This window comes from Caballeronia sp. LjRoot29, assembly GCF_964252755.1.
GTDB lineage: Bacteria > Pseudomonadota > Gammaproteobacteria > Burkholderiales > Burkholderiaceae > Caballeronia.
The window spans coordinates 70,946-85,817 of the sequence record NZ_CAXUPU020000016.1 but is presented as its reverse complement, the minus strand read 5'-3'; the positions used below and the strand labels follow the sequence as shown (position 1 = coordinate 85,817).

Below are 14,872 nucleotides of genomic sequence, written 5' to 3'. Positions count from 1 at the left end.
TCGCCATGAACCGCGTTACCGATTCGCCACCCGCTTCCGCTCCGTCGCGACTCGCTGCGCTGCGCGACTGGCTAGCCTATAGGGGCTTCGGCAGCTTCGTGCTGCTAGCACTTGTTTTGCTGGTGGTCATGCCGCTGATGCTTGACGTGTTCCGCCTCAACCTCGTCGGCAAGTACCTGACCTACGCGTTCGTGGCTATCGGTCTTGTCATGGCCTGGGGGTACGCCGGTGTGCTGAGTCTCGGCCAGGGCGTATTTTTCGGGCTTGGCGGCTACTGCATGGCGATGTTCCTCAAGCTCGAAGCTTCAGACCCCGTCAGCACGAAAATCCAGTCGACGCCCGGCATTCCCGACTTCATGGACTGGAACCAGCTCAAGGCGCTGCCGTGGTTCTGGAAGCCGTTCGAGCATTTGCCTTTCGCGATTGCAGCCGTGCTGATCATTCCCACCGCGCTCGCTTTCGTCATCGGCTTCGCAATGTTCAAGCGGCGCGTCGGCGGCGTGTATTTCGCGATCATCACGCAGGCCATCGCGTTGATTCTCTCGGTGCTAATCATCGGCCAGCAGGGGTACACCGGCGGCGTGAACGGCATCACCGACCTCAAGACCATGCTCGGCTGGGACATCCGTCCCGACTCCGCCAAGATCATCCTGTACTTCGTCAATGCAGTGCTTCTGCTGGTCGCCATCCTGTTCTGCCGGCTGGTGCAGACGAGCAAGCTCGGCACCCTGCTGCTCGCGATGCGCGACAAGGAAGACCGCGTGCGGTTCTCCGGCTACGACGTCGCCATGTTCAAGGTCTTCGCGTTCTGCCTTGCCGCGCTGCTCTCCGCCATCGGCGGGGCGATGTTCACGCTGCAGGTCGGGTTCATGTCGCCGTCGTTTGTTGGCATCGTGCCGTCGGTCGAGATGGTGATCTACGCGGCCGTCGGCGGGCGCATGTCGCTGGTCGGCGCGGTGTACGGCACGCTGCTCGTGAACTTCGGGCGGACTTACTTTTCCGAAAGCTTCCCGAACCTCTGGCTGCTGCTGATGGCTGCGCTTTACATAGGTGTGGTGATGGCTTTCCCCGATGGCCTAGCGGGTCTGTACGAGTCGCATGTGAAACCACGCCTGGGCAGCTTGTTGCGCCGGCTCGGTAGAAGCAGCCGCAGTCGTTCCACTCTCGGGAGCCCGTGATGAGCAACACCGACTTCCTCCTGGCAGTCGAAGACCTGAGCGTCTCCTTCGACGGATTCAAGGCTATCGACGCCCTCAATCTTTATGTGGATCGCGGCGAACTGCGGGTCGTGATCGGACCGAACGGCGCAGGCAAGACGACCTTGCTCGACCTGATCTGCGGGCGCACGGCGGCAAGCAGCGGATCGATCAAATTCAAGAACGTCGAGATGACATCGATGGCCGAGTTCCGCATTGTGCGGGCAGGTATCGGGCGCAAGTTTCAGACGCCGTCCATCTATGAAAATCTGAGCGTTTTCCAGAACCTGGAGGTGTCGTTTCCGCGCGGACGGGGCGTGTTCGGCGCGCTGACTTTCCGCTGTACGGTGGACGTTCGCGAGCGGGTGCAGGAAGTGGCCGAGGAGATCGGACTGGCTGCGTTGCTGCCGACCGAAGCCGGGCTGCTCTCGCATGGCCAGAAGCAGTGGCTCGAGATCGGCATGTTGCTGATGCAGGACCCCGAGCTGCTGATGCTTGACGAACCCATCGCGGGAATGAGCGTGCGTGAGCGGGAAATCACCGCCGAGCTGCTGACGAAAATTTGCCAGAACCGGTCGATGATCGTCATCGAACACGACATGGAATTCGTCGCACGGATTGCGCACAAGGTCACCGTGATGCACCAGGGAAAGATCCTCGCCGAAGGTCCGATGGATCAAGTGCAGAACGACCCTCGAGTGATCGACGTGTATCTGGGGCATTGAGGATTGAGGAGGCTACGGCCATGTTGCACGTAAAAGACGTATTCGTGAGCTATGGACAAAGCGAGGCGTTGCACGGCGTCTCGTTCGAGGCGGCCCGTAACGAGATCGTAGCGATCATGGGCCGCAACGGCATGGGCAAGACGACGCTCTTCAAGGCGTTGATGGGCGTGCTGCCCGTGAAAGGCGGCGCGATCGAACTGGACGGAGCCGATGTATCGAAAGATGAAAGCTTCCGGCGCGTGGCCAAGGGATTGGCTTATGTGCCACAAGGGCGGCAGATATTTTCTTCGTTGAGCGTGGAGGAGAACATCCGGACCGGGATGGAGCAGATCAAAACGCGAAGGATTCCCGATGAAATCTATGCCCTCTTTCCCGTGCTTTATGAAATGCGAAATCGCAAGGGGGGCAATTTGTCGGGCGGCCAACAACAGCAGCTTGCCATAGCCCGTGCGCTTGTCAGCGAACCCAAGGTGCTGCTACTCGACGAGCCCACCGAAGGCATCCAGCCGTCGGTCATCAAGGACATCGCGCGGGCACTGCACGAGATCCGAAAGCTGCGCGAGATCACCATTGTGGTGTCCGAGCAGGTGCTGAGCTTCGCGATGGATGTGGCGGACAGGCTCTTCGTGATCGAAGGCGGCCGGCTGGTGCATGAAAGCCCACGCGATGCTATCGATACGGCCCGCATCCGGCAGTTCCTGTCCGTTTGAAACCGGCTCAACGCGGTGTGCAAGATTGAATGAAAAGCCATTTGTTCGCCGGTGCAGCCGGTACTTATAAAAGGAGAGTTACATGCCCGATACGCTCATCAAGGTCGACCTGAAACAGTCCGCGTTCGACAACGAGCAGGTTCACAACCGCTGGCATCCGGACATTCCGATGGCGTGCTGGGTCAAGCCCGGCGACGACTTCGTTCTGGAAACGTACGACTGGACCGGCGGGTTCATCAAGAACGATGACTCCGCTGATGACGTGCGCGATATCGACTTGTCGATCGTCCATTTTCTCTCCGGCCCGGTCGGTGTACACGGTGCCGAGGCAGGCGATCTGCTGGTGGTCGACCTGCTCGATATAGGCACCAAAGCAGAAAGCCAATGGGGTTTCAACGGCTTTTTTTCGAAGCAGAATGGCGGTGGTTTCCTGACCGAGCATTTCCCGTATGCGCAGAAAAGTATCTGGGATTTTCACGGACTCTTTACCGACTCGCGCCATATTCCCGGCGTCAGTTTCGCGGGGCTGATCCATCCGGGCCTGATCGGTTGCCTGCCGGACCCGAAGCTGCTTGAAACGTGGAATGACCGCGAGATCGGTTTTATCGCGACGCAACCTGACCGGGTGCCGCCGCTGGCGAATGCGCCGTTCGCGCCGACCGCTCACATGGGCAAGCTTCAGGGGGCCGCGCGTGATAGCGCGGCGGCGACCGGAGCACGTACGGTCCCCCCGCGCGAACACGGCGGCAACTGCGACATCAAGGATCTCTCGCGCGGTTCGAAGATCTATTTCCCGGTGTATGTGGACGGCGCGGGCTTGTCTGTCGGCGACCTGCATTTCAGCCAGGGCGATGGCGAAATCACGTTCTGCGGCGCGATTGAAATGGCGGGCTGGGTGCACATGAAAGTGGACCTGATCAAAGGCGGCATGGCGAAATACGGCATCAAGAACCCGATCTTCAAACCGAGCCCGATCACGCCGCACTACAACGACTACCTGATCTTCGAAGGCATTTCCGTCGATGAAGCCGGACAGCAGCATTACCTTGATGTGCATGTGGCGTATCGGCAGGCCTGTCTGAACGCGATCGAATACATGACCAAGTTTGGTTACTCGCGCGCGCAGGCTTATTCGATACTTGGCACGGCCCCGGTGCAGGGGCATATCAGCGGTGTAGTTGATATTCCGAATGCGTGTGCAACGCTATGGCTACCCACACAGATCTTTGACTTCGACATCAGCCCGAATTCGGCTGGCCCGATCAAGCATATCAAGGGAGGGATTGACTTGCCGCTGTCTTTGGATCTTTAGTCTAAATTTTCGCCCGATTCCCGGCGAGCAACGGTATGCCGGGAATCACACTCACGAGGACCTCACATGCCAACGTATGAATTCGAATGTGCTTATTGCGGTCCCTTCGACGCAAGGCGCGCCATAGCCGAACGCGACGCGCCCGCACGCTGTCCCACGTGCGACACCTCGGCGGCCCGGGTCATACGAAGTGCGCCGCAACTGTCCTCGCTTTGCGGTGTCAAGCGATCGGCACATGCAGTGAATGAACGTTCGGCGCACGATCCAGTTCGTTCGTCCGCGCACGGTGCGGGTTGCGGTTGCTGTTCTGGCAAGATCAAACTGCCGCGTTCCGCCGAGGCGCAAGCGGCGCCGCGTACAGCCGCCGGCCGGCCGTGGATGATCAGCCACTAGACTCGGTCCGCTTGAAGCAGACTCGCCAGTGGCTGTTGTTGCATAGCCGTCAGATACCCGCTTTATGCGCGGTGAAAATCAATCGAAGGCCAAGCGCGGCAATGGCGCCTGCGGCGAAGCGATCGATCCATTTCTTGGCGCGCAGGTAAAGCTCACGCGGACGGCGGCTGGAGAAACTCAAGGCGACAACCGTGTACCACCCTGCTTCAATCGCGAAGATCATGGGCGGCAGGATGAGGTAACACCAGAGCGGCGGATGTTGCGGCAATAAGGCGGCAAAGATACTGCCGTACCAGATCGCAGTCTTCGGATTGCTGAGTTGCGTCGTTAGACCGATCCAGAATGATTTACGCAGGTCATGGTTTTGCGCGTCGCGTCCGTCGTCCACGACCAGCGGACTAGACGCTCCACGCCAGATCTTCGAGGCGATGTAGATCAGATAAAGCCCGCCGGCCACTTTCAAAGCGACATAGAGCCATTCAACCGCGGATAGCAGCGTATAAAGGCCCGCAAGCGCGACACCGCTGAAGAAAACGCCGCCTACCCCCATGCCGAGTGCGGTCGCCAATCCGTCCGCCCGCGACAAACCGATCGCATTGCGTGCGACCAGTACAAAGCTCGGGCCCGGACTCATCGCCCCCATTAATAACGCGGCAAGTATGGCGGCAACGGCGGCTAAGGCGGTCATCGGCGTTCTCCTGGAAGTAGGTTATGGGATGCGTTTTCCTGAAAAATAACACGAGCGGAGCAGCGCCGCATTTGTAAATTAAGCGGATTGCTAAACACCGGTCATAATTCGAGTTGGGTCCGCGCAGTGTCAAGGGCCAGGCACACTGCTGCTGGAGATACACATAGCCGTGACCGGGCGCTGAAACCCGCCTCCCTACTGCGCGTATGAAGACCTCTCGTCATCAAGTACCGCCTTCATCTCGCTGAAGTGCTGGTCCGCGAAACCATCGTAGTCCTCCACCCATTGACGCATGGTCTTGTGCGCCACGCGGGCCGATGCAATTCGCAGCGGTTTCCCGGTCATCAACGCCGTGATGTAGGTCTCGCATGAACGCTCGAAGTAATAGAGATCATCGAATGCCTGGGCCACCGTCGGTCCAACCACCAGCACGCCATGCTGCCCCATCAGCAGCACCGGCTTGCCCTCCAGGGCACGGCTTACGCGCTCGGCTTCATCGCCCAGACCCATGCCGTCAAAAGCGGTATCGACTGCCACACGCTCAAAGAAGCGCATGCAGTTCTGGTCGAGCGGCGGCAGCACCGGATCTTGCAGACACGACAACACGGTCGCGTATTTAGAGTGAACGTGCAGGATGCAACGCTTCCCGATGCCGCCTGTGGATCGCCGAATGAAGCGCCCATGCGGTGATATCGAGCGCATCGGGGCGGTCGATGGTCTGAGGATCGTGTGCATCGACCAGCAGCAAGTCGCTCCCCTTGATGCGAGAAAAGTGCCTGCCTCGCGGATTGATCAGGAATTGTGCGCCGTCATCCGACACCGCGACGCTAAAGTGATTGGCAACGGATTCGTGCATGCCAAGACGCACTGCCCAGCGGAAGACACACGCCAGGTCCACGCGTTGTTGACGATGTTCCAGCATGGAGGCATCTCCGTTTAGGTGATCAAAACCAGCCAATGGCCTTGGGTTCGACGTTGACGTACGCATGCTTCAGTTCGGTGTATTCATCGAGTCCGGCACGCGATAGTTCACGGCCAATTCCACTCGCCTTATAACCGCCCCACGGCGCGTGAGGCAGCGTGACATTAAAGTTGTTGACCCACACAGTGGCCGCGCGCAAGCGGCGCAACACGCGATTCGCCTTGGCGAAGTACTGCGTCCATAGCGCACTGGCAAGGCCAAATTCGGTGTCGTTGGCAAGAGCTACGGCTTCGTCTTCTCCGTCGAAACATTCCACTGTTATCACCGGGCCGAAGATCTCTTCGCGGACGATGCGCATGGATGCGTGCACATCGACAAGAAGGGTGGGTTCTATCCAGAAGCCTTTATTGAAAAGCGCGCCGCCAGGAGACTTGCCACCGCACAACAGTCGCGCGCCCTCCTCGACCGCACCTTCGACCAGCGCGAGCACGCGGTCGCGTTGCTGAGCCGATATCACCGGACCCATCTGTGTGCGTTCCGAAGACCCATGTCCCAGCCGGATTGCCCTGATGCGTGCGCTCAAGGCTTCGACGAATACGTCGTATATCGGCCGCTCCCGCAACAGGCGTGAACCCGCCGAGCACATTTGCCCCGCGTTGAAAAATGCCGCGTTCAGCGCCTGATCCACGGTTGCCTCAAGATTTGCATCGGCGAAAACGATGTTCGGATTCTTGCCGCCCAGCTCCAGCGATATCCGCTTGAAGTTCGATGTAGCCGCCTTCATCACGCTAGCGCCCGCTGCATTGCTGCCCGTCAGGGAAATCAGATCGACGCTTGTACTCGATGCCAACGCTCCACCGACCTCCGCGCCCCCGGTCACCAGGTTGAAAACACCTTTGGGGAAGCCACAGGCATGGATCAATTCGGCCAAGCGGTGTGTGGAAAGCGGTGTGAGGCTCGCGGGTTTGATCACAACCGTATTGCCGGCCGCAAGCGCCGGCCCAAGCTTCCACGCGGCCTGCAGGATGGGATAGTTCCATGGCGTGATAAGTCCGCATACACCCACGGGCTCGCGCAAGGTCATGCTGATCACATTCGGCGCGGCGCCGTTCAGCACACCGGAATCCGTGCCAATCAGGCGCGCGAAGTAGTCGAACGCGGCGATCGCGTCGCCCACATCAGACTGACCCTCCGTGATCGTCTTACCCGTGTTCAACGCTTCTATTTTCGCGGTCTCGTCGGCGTGATTTCTCAACGCGCTAATTAATGACCGCAGGTACGCCGCACGTTCGCTGTTGCTTAAAGCAGGCCACGGACCGTGATCGAACGCTTGGCGCGCGGCGCTTATCGCCTGCTGCGCATCCGTGGCTGATCCCTGCGCGACGCTTGCTATGGCGTCGCCCGTCGCAGGGTCGATGACATCCCGGTAACGGCCGCCGATAGCCTCGGTCCACTCCAGCACCGCCCCCTGACCCCGTCCCGTCCAATCCCGAGTGCGAACGAAACTACCTCGCTAAATGCGTCCTGTACCTGCTTAATAGCACCGCCCTCGCCCCTGGATACCGCTCGCCCGTTTCATCGGCTGACGCGATCCTGTCGGTGCGAAAACTACGAAAATTCTGGCGTTTTTCGCACCATGCGCCAAGAATGCGGACGTTGTCGAGGAAGCCGAGTACGACCGGCCAGACGACTCGATCCGACGCCTCGCCTTGCGCGTCCAGATACCCTATCCGCAGTTTGCACTGGCCACGAATGGCCGCGCGCAGGCTCGCAAGCGGCACGGCATTGATGGGAAAATCCGGGACCGGTGGGCCGGAATGGACGGTCGGGGCACGCATGGCATCCTTGCCCGACGCGTTCAATACAGCATCAATCTTGGCTAGCGCTTGAGCCGCGGCCTTACGCAATACGTCATCGCCGCGCTGGTCCACATACCGCAGGCCCAGCACCACGGCGTCGATCTCGTCTTCGCTCAACATCAGCGGCGGCAGGAATAATCCCGGCCTTAGCACGTACCCTATCCCCGCTTCGCCGTGTATCGGCGCGCCCTGTTCAATCAGCGTCGCGATGTCGCGATACAGCGTGCGCTCGGACACGCCCAGGTCCGACGCGAGTTCGGACGCAGTCACCGGCACACGCTTCGCGCGAAGCCTCTCCAGCAAGGTCAATAATCGAGCGGTTCGGGACACCCTCACTCCTGACAGGATTTGACAGGAGCTAAAAGTACCATGAACTTCACCGGGTCAATCCGGCGCCCTCAACGAACCCCCTGGAACCCCATGCCCGCCTATGTCATTTTCGTCCGCGAGAAAACGCGCGACGCCAATCAGTTGGACCGTTACAAGGAAAAAGCGCAGGCCGTCTTCGCGAATCATCCCGTGACGTTTCGCGCTTACAACGGCCGTCATGAAGTGCTCGAAGGTCCGAACGCGGAGGGCGTCTTGATCCTCGAATTCCCCTCATTCGATGCCGCCCGCGCGTGGTACCACGACCCGGTGTATCAGGATGCATCGATGCACCGGTTCGTGGGTTCAGACTATCGATGCATCCTGGTCGAAGGGATGTGATTGCTTGACTAATGGGCCGGCGCAGCGTTCAGCGTCACCTGCCTGTCTTCATTGCATAGCGCAGCGTCTCGCCACAACGTCCCCGCCCTTGTTCAGCCCGCATAGTGCAGGCTCCAGCAGATCGCTGGAGACTGTCCTAGGCGACGGCTTCTCAAACCACGCTCCTTCTGATTTACAGCACAGCGTCGACATTGCGAACTGGATAGCCGAGCACAAACTTCAACCGGTTGGCCGCGATAAACTGCTCGACTGCCGTGAGCGGACCGCCAATGATTTCCGTCCCGATGCTGTCAGTCCCCGCCAGCAGACCTTCCTGCTGATCGATGGTGACCGCCTCGAAGTGCTTACGCATGACGGTAGCGTTTTGCAGGCCGAAGTTTCGAGAAACGTCGACACCGTGACGTGTTCGTATTGCATCGGCGTACCGAGTGCGCAGCTCACTTCCGCAGCCAACTCTTCATGGCTGTACTCCACTGGACCATGCAGCGAGTAGATCTTGCCGGCATGAGCACCGGCGTTCGCGATAATGCCAGCCACGATCCTGGTGATATCGCCGCTCGACGACAGATGGCAAGACATGGTGCGCGAGGCAGTCGATGTCGGGCTGCGTGTCGGCATGCATCGGGCACGTCCAAATTCATTACGACGATGCCACGCGTAATCGTTGGATATCCTACCTACTTTGATCGCGCCGGCATGCCGCTGGTGCCGGCTGATTTGACGGAACATCGGATTGTTGGAGGCCCGGCTGCAACGCGGGCCGCCTCATGGCAATTCGAGCGGGACGGCGAAGAAGTCAACGTCGAACTTCATCCGAACATCTCGACTAACTCGATCGCAGGCGCCATCGCGTGCGCGACGGGCAATCTGGGAATCACGTCGGCGCCGCTGTGGGGTTGCCAGTATGAACTGCAGCGCGGAAGGTCGCGCGAGCGTTCGTGGAATTTATAACGGAAGAACTTCGAAAACAGTAGCCGTGGCGACGCAGCAGGCGCGCCCGGCACATGCCTAGCGCTCTTCAAATCCACTGATCATTCTCGACGGTACGCTCGCCCTTCGCGCCATCGCCAGTGTTCACCACGCCTCTCGGCTCGATCAGCATCATCTTCACTTCCCCGTTTGCGCTGGGCCTATGTTCGACGCCCTTCGGCACCACGGCCATTTGACCTGCTCGCAGCACAATTGATCCATCGCCCGAAGGCCCGCCACGTACGTCGATACGCAACTCGCCTTCCAGCACGACAAACGTTTCGTCAGTATCGGCATGCCGGTGCCACGGGAACTCGCCTTCGACCTTCACGACCTTGAACTGGTAGTCGTTCATTTCGGCGACGACGCGCGGTTGCCAGTGACCGTCGATCTGCGCGATCTTGCCGATCAGGTCGATGGTCTGGCATTGGCCGCGCTCGGCCGGCGCGTCAATGTGCTTCGGGTTGGGGTTCGGGTATTGGGACATCGTTCTCTCCGCTAAGGTGTTTGTGCGTCGAGGATACGCAGGCTCCTTGCGGCTGTATTGAACGATCGTGGGTGTTTTTCAAACGCGCTGGATACCGCCCGCGACCCGGAGCCAATGCCCCGGCGTCAGCCCGAACGTCTTCGTGAAATGTCGCGTCATGTGGCTCTGGTCAGCAAAACCCGCGGCGGCCGCCGCATCAGCGAGCGAGGTATTGGCGAGCAGCATGCGCCGCACCGCATCGAGGCGCCGCATTGTCAGATAACGGTAGGGGCTCGTGCCATAGAACGTGCGGAAATCGTGCGACAGGCTCCAGCGATCGCGGCCGGTCGCCGCTTCGAGTTCGTCGAGCATGACAACACGAGCGCAGTTCGCGTGCAGATAGTCGCGTGCGCGCCGCGCCGCAAGGAAATCGCCTGCCGAGCGCCGTGCAGGCGTGCCGGCAACAGCCGCCAACGCGTGCGCCAGTTCGGCGAGCGCATCGCTCTGCTCGAGTGGCTCGAGCGTATGACCCACGTGCTGAAGCAAGGTCGTGGTTGCTGCTGCAAGACGCAGATCGGTCGTCACGCCGCCATCGAGGAATGGCAACGCGCGCCCGCCGAGCACGTCCTGAAAGAGCGCAGGTTCGACATAGATCATCCGGTACTGGAATCCCTCGTCGGTGCCCGCCTGACCGTCGTGAGCCTCGTCGGGATGAAGGACGATCGTGTTGCCGGGAAGGCTGTTTCGCTGACTGCGCCGATAGTTGAAACTCTGGACGCCCGCGAGCGTACGGCCAATCGCATAGGTGTCGTGGCGGTGCATGGCATACGCCTTGCCGTGAAACCACGCTTCAATGCGCTCTACGCCTTCTATAGGCTCGGCACGTCTTACCCAGTCGGGATTCAAACGCGGTGCTGGTCGGTTCACGATGTTTAGCCCTGGACGTTTCGAGGTGTCGTGCTGCAGCGCGGGCGCTGTACGGCCCGCAACCTCTGCCCAAATTGTCGCACGGGACAGATTATTTCGAAGTTCGCCGGCTCGTTTTCATGTCCAAACTTGAACGTGCGTTTCGACCCTAAGTATCAGTTCCAGCGGCTCACGGCCAACGCTCGCCGGGCTTTCAGTGCAGCACATTTTCCTCGGGGCGCAACGTCAAGACTTGCACGCCGTTTCGGGTCACGGCTACGGTGTGCTCGAATTGCGCGGACAGTTGCCCATCGCACGTGACGACGGTCCAGCCATCTTCTTCGGTCCGAACGGCATTTCGCCCCTGGTTGATCATCGGTTCAATGGTGAACACCATGCCTTCTTGTAGCACCAGACCCGTTTTCGGCTTTCCCCAATGCAGTACCTGGGGATCTTCATGCATTTCACGCCCAATGCCATGCCCGCAATATTCTCTCACCACGGAATAGCCGTTTTTTCTCGCGTGCCGCTCAATGGCATGGCCTACATCGCCAAGCCTTGCCCCTGGACGAACAGCCTTGATCCCCTTCCACATCGCTTCGTAGGTTACTTGCACGAGACGCTTGGCCAATGGATTCACCTCGCCTACCAGATAGGTTTTGCTGGAGTCAGCGATATAGTCATTTTTCTCTAACGTGATGTCGAAATTAACGATGTCGCCGCTTTGCAAGATGTCGCTAGTGGACGGAACACCGTGGCACACCACCTTATTGCGGGAGGAATTGAGTGCGTAGGCATAACCGTACTGCCCCTTGCTTGCCGGGCGTGCGCGGAGTTCATTCACTATGAGGCTGTCGACCAGATTGTTGATCTGCATGGTCGACATGCCAATCAGGTTCAGCCGATCCAGATAGCCGAATACATCGGCTAGCAACTTGCCGGACTCAGCCATCAACGCGATTTCTTCGGGTCGCTTGGTCATGTCAACGCCACTTTTGCGGCTTGCGTCACAACGCCCGCGGCACGCATTTCACGCGCAACGATTTCATTGAAACTCTGCGTCGGATTCATTTCGCATAACATACCAATCTTGATCCAGAACGCCGCTTGCGCATTGATCGACCGGCACGAGACGCCGCTCGCCTTGCGTATTTGATCGTGCAAATCATCGTCGATATTAACAATACCCATGTCACTCTCTCTATATGAAACGTATACGAATCATATAGTCTGTCGTGATGGGAGCGCAAGCGTGGTCTTTACGAAATTCATCGGCGAAGCAAATTCCCGGCGCGGGTTAACGCTCGAGTAAGGTAACGTGAGCGTACTCAACTTCCCGTACCTTTCTAAACGATGACAGACCTGTATTCAATTCGTCGCGCCCGCGCTACTGACCTTCCGGCGATATATGCCGGCGAACTCGACTATATTCGGCAGATCGAGCCGGAGCAGGAGGTACGCTGGAGCGGTGGAATGTATTGGCACATCAAGCAATGGGCCAGCAATCTCGAGCGCATGTTCGTTGCGCAACATGATGGGGAGGCTAGCGGTTACTGCTTCTGGGAGGCACACGACAACACCGCTGTCCTCGCGTCCATTTATGTCCAGGGTGAAAGGCGCGGCGCCGGACTCGGCCGGCGACTCCTTGACGAGTTCATAGCCGACGCACGCGCGCAAGGTTTCGCTGCGCTCACGCTGGGTGTGAAGGCTGACAATCCGGCGCGGTCTCTTTACGAAGGAGCGGGGTTCGTCTATACGCACGACCACGGCGGCTATCGCCACTATGCGTATCCGGCGGAGCGGATCGTTTAGTGGCTGTTAAGTCTCAAGCAAAAGCGAGAGAGACGGGCGTTTTCTATCGTAGCTCTGCTTCGAAAAAACGCACCACGTCAGCGTTGAGTTGCTCGTGAAATGCCGCTCGATCAAAACCCGGCTCGCTGTTGCAAACGGCCGGCATTTTCCGCGAGAGGCGCGCATCGCAAGGCGGCAGGAAATCGTAATGTCCGGCGTTGGCGACCACGTGATATTCAGGGGTTTGAGGCAAGTCCGCGCGTATCGCTTCCTCATAGTAAGGGTGCGGCTGATGATGATCGTCGGCTGCTCGCCAAAGCTGGATGGGAGCATGCACGCTGCTTAACCCCGCGCGACCGAAGCTGAAGCCGAATGCCGGCGCGGCGATAACCGCGGCCTTGATACGCGGATCGTGGATCCATACGTCAGCAGGAATGTCTGCGCCCAAATGAGGATCGACGCCGGCATGCTTCAGCACCGCGCACAAGTCATGATCCGGGTGAGCCTCGCAATACGGTGCGATCGTCGAGAGATCCGGGGTCCCGCCTGCGGCCACCAGCACGGTAAACGCGCCGTTTGAAAAACCAAACGCTCCAACTCGGGCCGCATCCAGTTGGGCATGCGAAGGCCATTCGTCAAGCATGTAATCCACTAGCCGATGAAGCTGGGCGGGACGGCGCCACAATTGCAAGACGCGGCTCTGGTCATTGAAAGTGTCACCGGCGTGACTGACGGCCGCGACCACCAAGCCGGCGTGAGCGAGGGCAAGCGCCGTATCGTAGTGACCGTCATACCACCCGCCGCCGCCATGTGACATCACGATAAGCGACAGGCCACGGCCGGCAAGCGGCCCGTCGAGTGCCACGGTCTGAGTGGCATCTCCCAACGGATGCGGTGTCGCGGGTGCGTCAGTCGGATACCAGATCCCGGCGGTCAGCGGCGGCTCCGCGCCATTCGATATCTTCACTTCCTGAAAGCCGACACCGGCAGCGCGAGCCGGCGCAGCAAGCAGGGTAAGCATTGAAAACAGGGCGGCGATCACGGCGACGAGTCTCACGGCAGTCTCCATTATTGTCGTCGCCCAGATCGTACGATATTGAGTGAGCGCGGCAAAGCGGACTCTACCCCAACGCTCCTCAACTATTCAACGCCCCGCTATTGCATCAACCGCCTTCAACACCAGCCCGAAAAATTCATCGGCGTGAGCGGAATTCAGCCAGCGGACCACCACCGCCATCTTCCGTTCGGGTTCGATCCATGTGAACGCACTCCCTGCGCCAATCCCAAAGTAGCTCGACGCGGGTACGCTCGGAAACACGCGGCGTTCATGATTGAGCCACACCAGGTAACCGTAATATGGCGCGAGTGCACAAGGCGTTTTCAGGCGCGCGAGCCATTCACTCGAGATGATGCGGCGACCATCCACTTTCCCGTCATCGATAAAAAGACGCGCGACCTTGAGCTGATCGTTCGCGCTGATCGACAGTCCCCCACCCCAGTGTGTTCCGCCCGGCACCGACTGCATGCGCTGCCCATTGAGCTCAATCCACGCGTTGTCATACCCCACCCATTGCCAGTCTTCACTGGCACCAAGCGGCTGCATGATCGCCTCGCGAAACACCTCGGGCAACGGCCGGCCAAACAACTTCAGCAGTGCCAACGAAAACTGGTTGATGCGGACGTCGTTGTATTCCCAGTAGGTTCCCGGTGCCTGCACCCGCCGCAGGTCGCCCTTCTTGCCATCGGGCGCACGGCCAAACGTTACGGCACGAAAATGGTCCGCCTGATCCGACAGCCCGAAACACTCGCCTCGCCATTCACTGGTTTGTTGAAGCAGATGCGCCCACGTAATCCGGCTATTGTGCTCATCGTCGAAACCGATACCCGGAACGCGACTGTGCACCGGCTCGCTCACGTTCGGCAGCAAACCGCGATCAAACGCCACGCCCGCCAGCAGCGCGAGGTAGGTCTTGGCAATGCTGAACGTCAGGTCGGCGCGATCCGGTTCGCCCCATGTTGTCAGCACGCGGCCATCGATGGAAATCGCCCCGGAAACCGGACCGCGATCATGCACGGGACCCAGTAGCCGGTTCCACGGCGGCGGATCATTGACATGCACGCCCCAGGCGCCATCCACATTGCGGTCCCAGAGCGATTCATGATCTATCGAGAACTGTATGGCTTGCTGAAAATCCTTCATATCGGTCATGTCGAGAAATTCCATCCA

Annotated in this window: 18 protein-coding genes and 1 pseudogene; 8 read left to right on the top strand and 11 right to left on the bottom strand. The window is 59.4% G+C overall.

Going from position 1 to position 14,872, the window contains the following annotated elements:
• Positions 1-5 precede the first annotated feature (5 nt).
• The 5 genes from urtC (at position 6) to ACSQ83_RS18715 (ending at position 4,336) form a co-directional block, all read left to right on the top strand.
• Entirely contained in the window at positions 6-1,178 is a 1,173-nt protein-coding gene (urtC, locus tag ACSQ83_RS18735; protein ID WP_414952966.1) for an urea ABC transporter permease subunit UrtC, read from the top strand.
• A complete protein-coding gene (urtD, locus tag ACSQ83_RS18730; protein WP_436229164.1) occupies positions 1,178-1,921 on the top strand; it encodes an urea ABC transporter ATP-binding protein UrtD in 744 nt (247 codons plus the stop codon). The genes urtC and urtD overlap by 1 nt, the downstream gene beginning before the upstream one ends.
• 20 nt (positions 1,922-1,941) lie before the next feature.
• Entirely contained in the window at positions 1,942-2,631 is a 690-nt protein-coding gene (urtE, locus tag ACSQ83_RS18725) for an urea ABC transporter ATP-binding subunit UrtE (protein ID WP_436229163.1), read from the top strand.
• 82 nt (positions 2,632-2,713) lie between these two features.
• Positions 2,714-3,943 carry a formamidase gene (gene fmdA / locus ACSQ83_RS18720; protein ID WP_414968990.1) on the top strand — a complete coding sequence of 410 codons (1,230 nt, stop codon included), beginning with the start codon at positions 2,714-2,716 and terminating at the stop codon, positions 3,941-3,943.
• Between the two features lie 66 nt (positions 3,944-4,009).
• Entirely contained in the window at positions 4,010-4,336 is a 327-nt protein-coding gene (locus tag ACSQ83_RS18715) for an FmdB family zinc ribbon protein (RefSeq protein WP_414952971.1), read from the top strand.
• A 49-nt stretch (positions 4,337-4,385) separates the two neighbouring features.
• Here ACSQ83_RS18715 and ACSQ83_RS18710 read toward each other — a convergent pair whose 3' ends face one another.
• The 4 genes and pseudogenes from ACSQ83_RS18710 to ACSQ83_RS18695 all read right to left on the bottom strand — a co-directional run bounded on the left by ACSQ83_RS18710 (position 4,386) and on the right by ACSQ83_RS18695 (position 8,135).
• Complete coding sequence (locus ACSQ83_RS18710; RefSeq protein ID WP_414968988.1) at positions 4,386-5,024, bottom strand: LysE family translocator; 639 nt, start codon at positions 5,022-5,024, stop codon at positions 4,386-4,388.
• 195 nt (positions 5,025-5,219) lie between these two features.
• Positions 5,220-5,880, bottom strand: a pseudogene (locus ACSQ83_RS18705) (class II aldolase/adducin family protein).
• An 88-nt stretch (positions 5,881-5,968) separates the two neighbouring features.
• A complete protein-coding gene (locus tag ACSQ83_RS18700) occupies positions 5,969-7,408 on the bottom strand; it encodes an aldehyde dehydrogenase family protein (RefSeq protein WP_436229162.1) in 1,440 nt (479 codons plus the stop codon).
• A gap of 43 nt (positions 7,409-7,451) precedes the next feature.
• A complete protein-coding gene (locus tag ACSQ83_RS18695) occupies positions 7,452-8,135 on the bottom strand; it encodes a helix-turn-helix transcriptional regulator (RefSeq protein WP_436229161.1) in 684 nt (227 codons plus the stop codon).
• Between the two features lie 90 nt (positions 8,136-8,225).
• Between ACSQ83_RS18695 and ACSQ83_RS18690 the strand changes: the two genes are divergently transcribed.
• Complete coding sequence (locus tag ACSQ83_RS18690) at positions 8,226-8,513, top strand: DUF1330 domain-containing protein (RefSeq protein ID WP_436229160.1); 288 nt, start codon at positions 8,226-8,228, stop codon at positions 8,511-8,513.
• A gap of 172 nt (positions 8,514-8,685) precedes the next feature.
• Here the strand turns inward: ACSQ83_RS18690 and ACSQ83_RS18685 are convergent, their stop codons facing one another.
• Positions 8,686-8,865 carry a hypothetical protein gene (locus ACSQ83_RS18685; protein ID WP_414952977.1) on the bottom strand — a complete coding sequence of 60 codons (180 nt, stop codon included), beginning with the start codon at positions 8,863-8,865 and terminating at the stop codon, positions 8,686-8,688.
• A 296-nt stretch (positions 8,866-9,161) separates the two neighbouring features.
• On the opposite strand from ACSQ83_RS18685, the gene ACSQ83_RS18680 reads away from it, so the two are divergent.
• On the top strand, positions 9,162-9,464 hold the full coding sequence (locus tag ACSQ83_RS18680) for a LysR substrate-binding domain-containing protein (protein WP_436229159.1): 303 nt from the start codon (positions 9,162-9,164) through the stop codon (positions 9,462-9,464).
• A gap of 67 nt (positions 9,465-9,531) precedes the next feature.
• Here the strand turns inward: ACSQ83_RS18680 and ACSQ83_RS18675 are convergent, their stop codons facing one another.
• From ACSQ83_RS18675 to ACSQ83_RS18660, 4 genes are all read right to left on the bottom strand, one after another.
• Positions 9,532-9,969, bottom strand: coding sequence for a cupin domain-containing protein (locus ACSQ83_RS18675; RefSeq protein ID WP_414968983.1), 438 nt, complete (start codon positions 9,967-9,969; stop codon positions 9,532-9,534).
• 78 nt (positions 9,970-10,047) lie between these two features.
• On the bottom strand, positions 10,048-10,875 hold the full coding sequence (locus ACSQ83_RS18670) for an AraC family transcriptional regulator (RefSeq protein ID WP_414952980.1): 828 nt from the start codon (positions 10,873-10,875) through the stop codon (positions 10,048-10,050).
• A gap of 193 nt (positions 10,876-11,068) precedes the next feature.
• Entirely contained in the window at positions 11,069-11,836 is a 768-nt protein-coding gene (gene map / locus ACSQ83_RS18665; RefSeq protein ID WP_436229158.1) for a type I methionyl aminopeptidase, read from the bottom strand.
• Entirely contained in the window at positions 11,833-12,045 is a 213-nt protein-coding gene (locus ACSQ83_RS18660; RefSeq protein ID WP_414968981.1) for a ParD-like family protein, read from the bottom strand. Before ACSQ83_RS18660 ends, map begins: the two co-directional genes overlap by 4 nt.
• A 162-nt stretch (positions 12,046-12,207) precedes the next feature.
• Here ACSQ83_RS18660 and ACSQ83_RS18655 point away from each other — a divergent pair, with 162 nt between their 5' ends.
• On the top strand, positions 12,208-12,666 hold the full coding sequence (locus ACSQ83_RS18655; RefSeq protein WP_414952983.1) for a GNAT family N-acetyltransferase: 459 nt from the start codon (positions 12,208-12,210) through the stop codon (positions 12,664-12,666).
• A 43-nt stretch (positions 12,667-12,709) separates the two neighbouring features.
• Here the strand turns inward: ACSQ83_RS18655 and ACSQ83_RS18650 are convergent, their stop codons facing one another.
• Positions 12,710-13,702: an alpha/beta hydrolase family protein gene (locus tag ACSQ83_RS18650; protein ID WP_436229157.1), complete on the bottom strand. Its 993-nt coding sequence runs from the start codon at positions 13,700-13,702 to the stop codon at positions 12,710-12,712.
• An 87-nt stretch (positions 13,703-13,789) separates the two neighbouring features.
• Positions 13,790-14,854, bottom strand: a complete 1,065-nt coding sequence (locus ACSQ83_RS18645; RefSeq protein WP_436229156.1) for a serine hydrolase domain-containing protein — start codon at positions 14,852-14,854, stop codon at positions 13,790-13,792.
• Positions 14,855-14,872 lie beyond the last annotated feature (18 nt).

Coding starts and splice junctions, on each gene's coding strand:
- ACSQ83_RS18680 (WP_436229159.1), top strand. CDS start 9,162: ATGCCACGCGTAATCGTTGGATATCCTACCTACTTTGATCGCGCCGGC.
- map (WP_436229158.1), bottom strand. CDS start 11,836: ATGACCAAGCGACCCGAAGAAATCGCGTTGATGGCTGAGTCCGGCAAG.
- urtD (WP_436229164.1), top strand. CDS start 1,178: ATGAGCAACACCGACTTCCTCCTGGCAGTCGAAGACCTGAGCGTCTCC.
- ACSQ83_RS18690 (WP_436229160.1), top strand. CDS start 8,226: ATGCCCGCCTATGTCATTTTCGTCCGCGAGAAAACGCGCGACGCCAAT.
- ACSQ83_RS18710 (WP_414968988.1), bottom strand. CDS start 5,024: ATGACCGCCTTAGCCGCCGTTGCCGCCATACTTGCCGCGTTATTAATG.
- ACSQ83_RS18660 (WP_414968981.1), bottom strand. CDS start 12,045: ATGGGTATTGTTAATATCGACGATGATTTGCACGATCAAATACGCAAG.
- ACSQ83_RS18655 (WP_414952983.1), top strand. CDS start 12,208: ATGACAGACCTGTATTCAATTCGTCGCGCCCGCGCTACTGACCTTCCG.
- urtC (WP_414952966.1), top strand. CDS start 6: ATGAACCGCGTTACCGATTCGCCACCCGCTTCCGCTCCGTCGCGACTC.
- ACSQ83_RS18675 (WP_414968983.1), bottom strand. CDS start 9,969: ATGTCCCAATACCCGAACCCCAACCCGAAGCACATTGACGCGCCGGCC.
- ACSQ83_RS18685 (WP_414952977.1), bottom strand. CDS start 8,865: ATGCGTAAGCACTTCGAGGCGGTCACCATCGATCAGCAGGAAGGTCTG.
- fmdA (WP_414968990.1), top strand. CDS start 2,714: ATGCCCGATACGCTCATCAAGGTCGACCTGAAACAGTCCGCGTTCGAC.
- ACSQ83_RS18715 (WP_414952971.1), top strand. CDS start 4,010: ATGCCAACGTATGAATTCGAATGTGCTTATTGCGGTCCCTTCGACGCA.
- urtE (WP_436229163.1), top strand. CDS start 1,942: ATGTTGCACGTAAAAGACGTATTCGTGAGCTATGGACAAAGCGAGGCG.
- ACSQ83_RS18645 (WP_436229156.1), bottom strand. CDS start 14,854: ATGACCGATATGAAGGATTTTCAGCAAGCCATACAGTTCTCGATAGAT.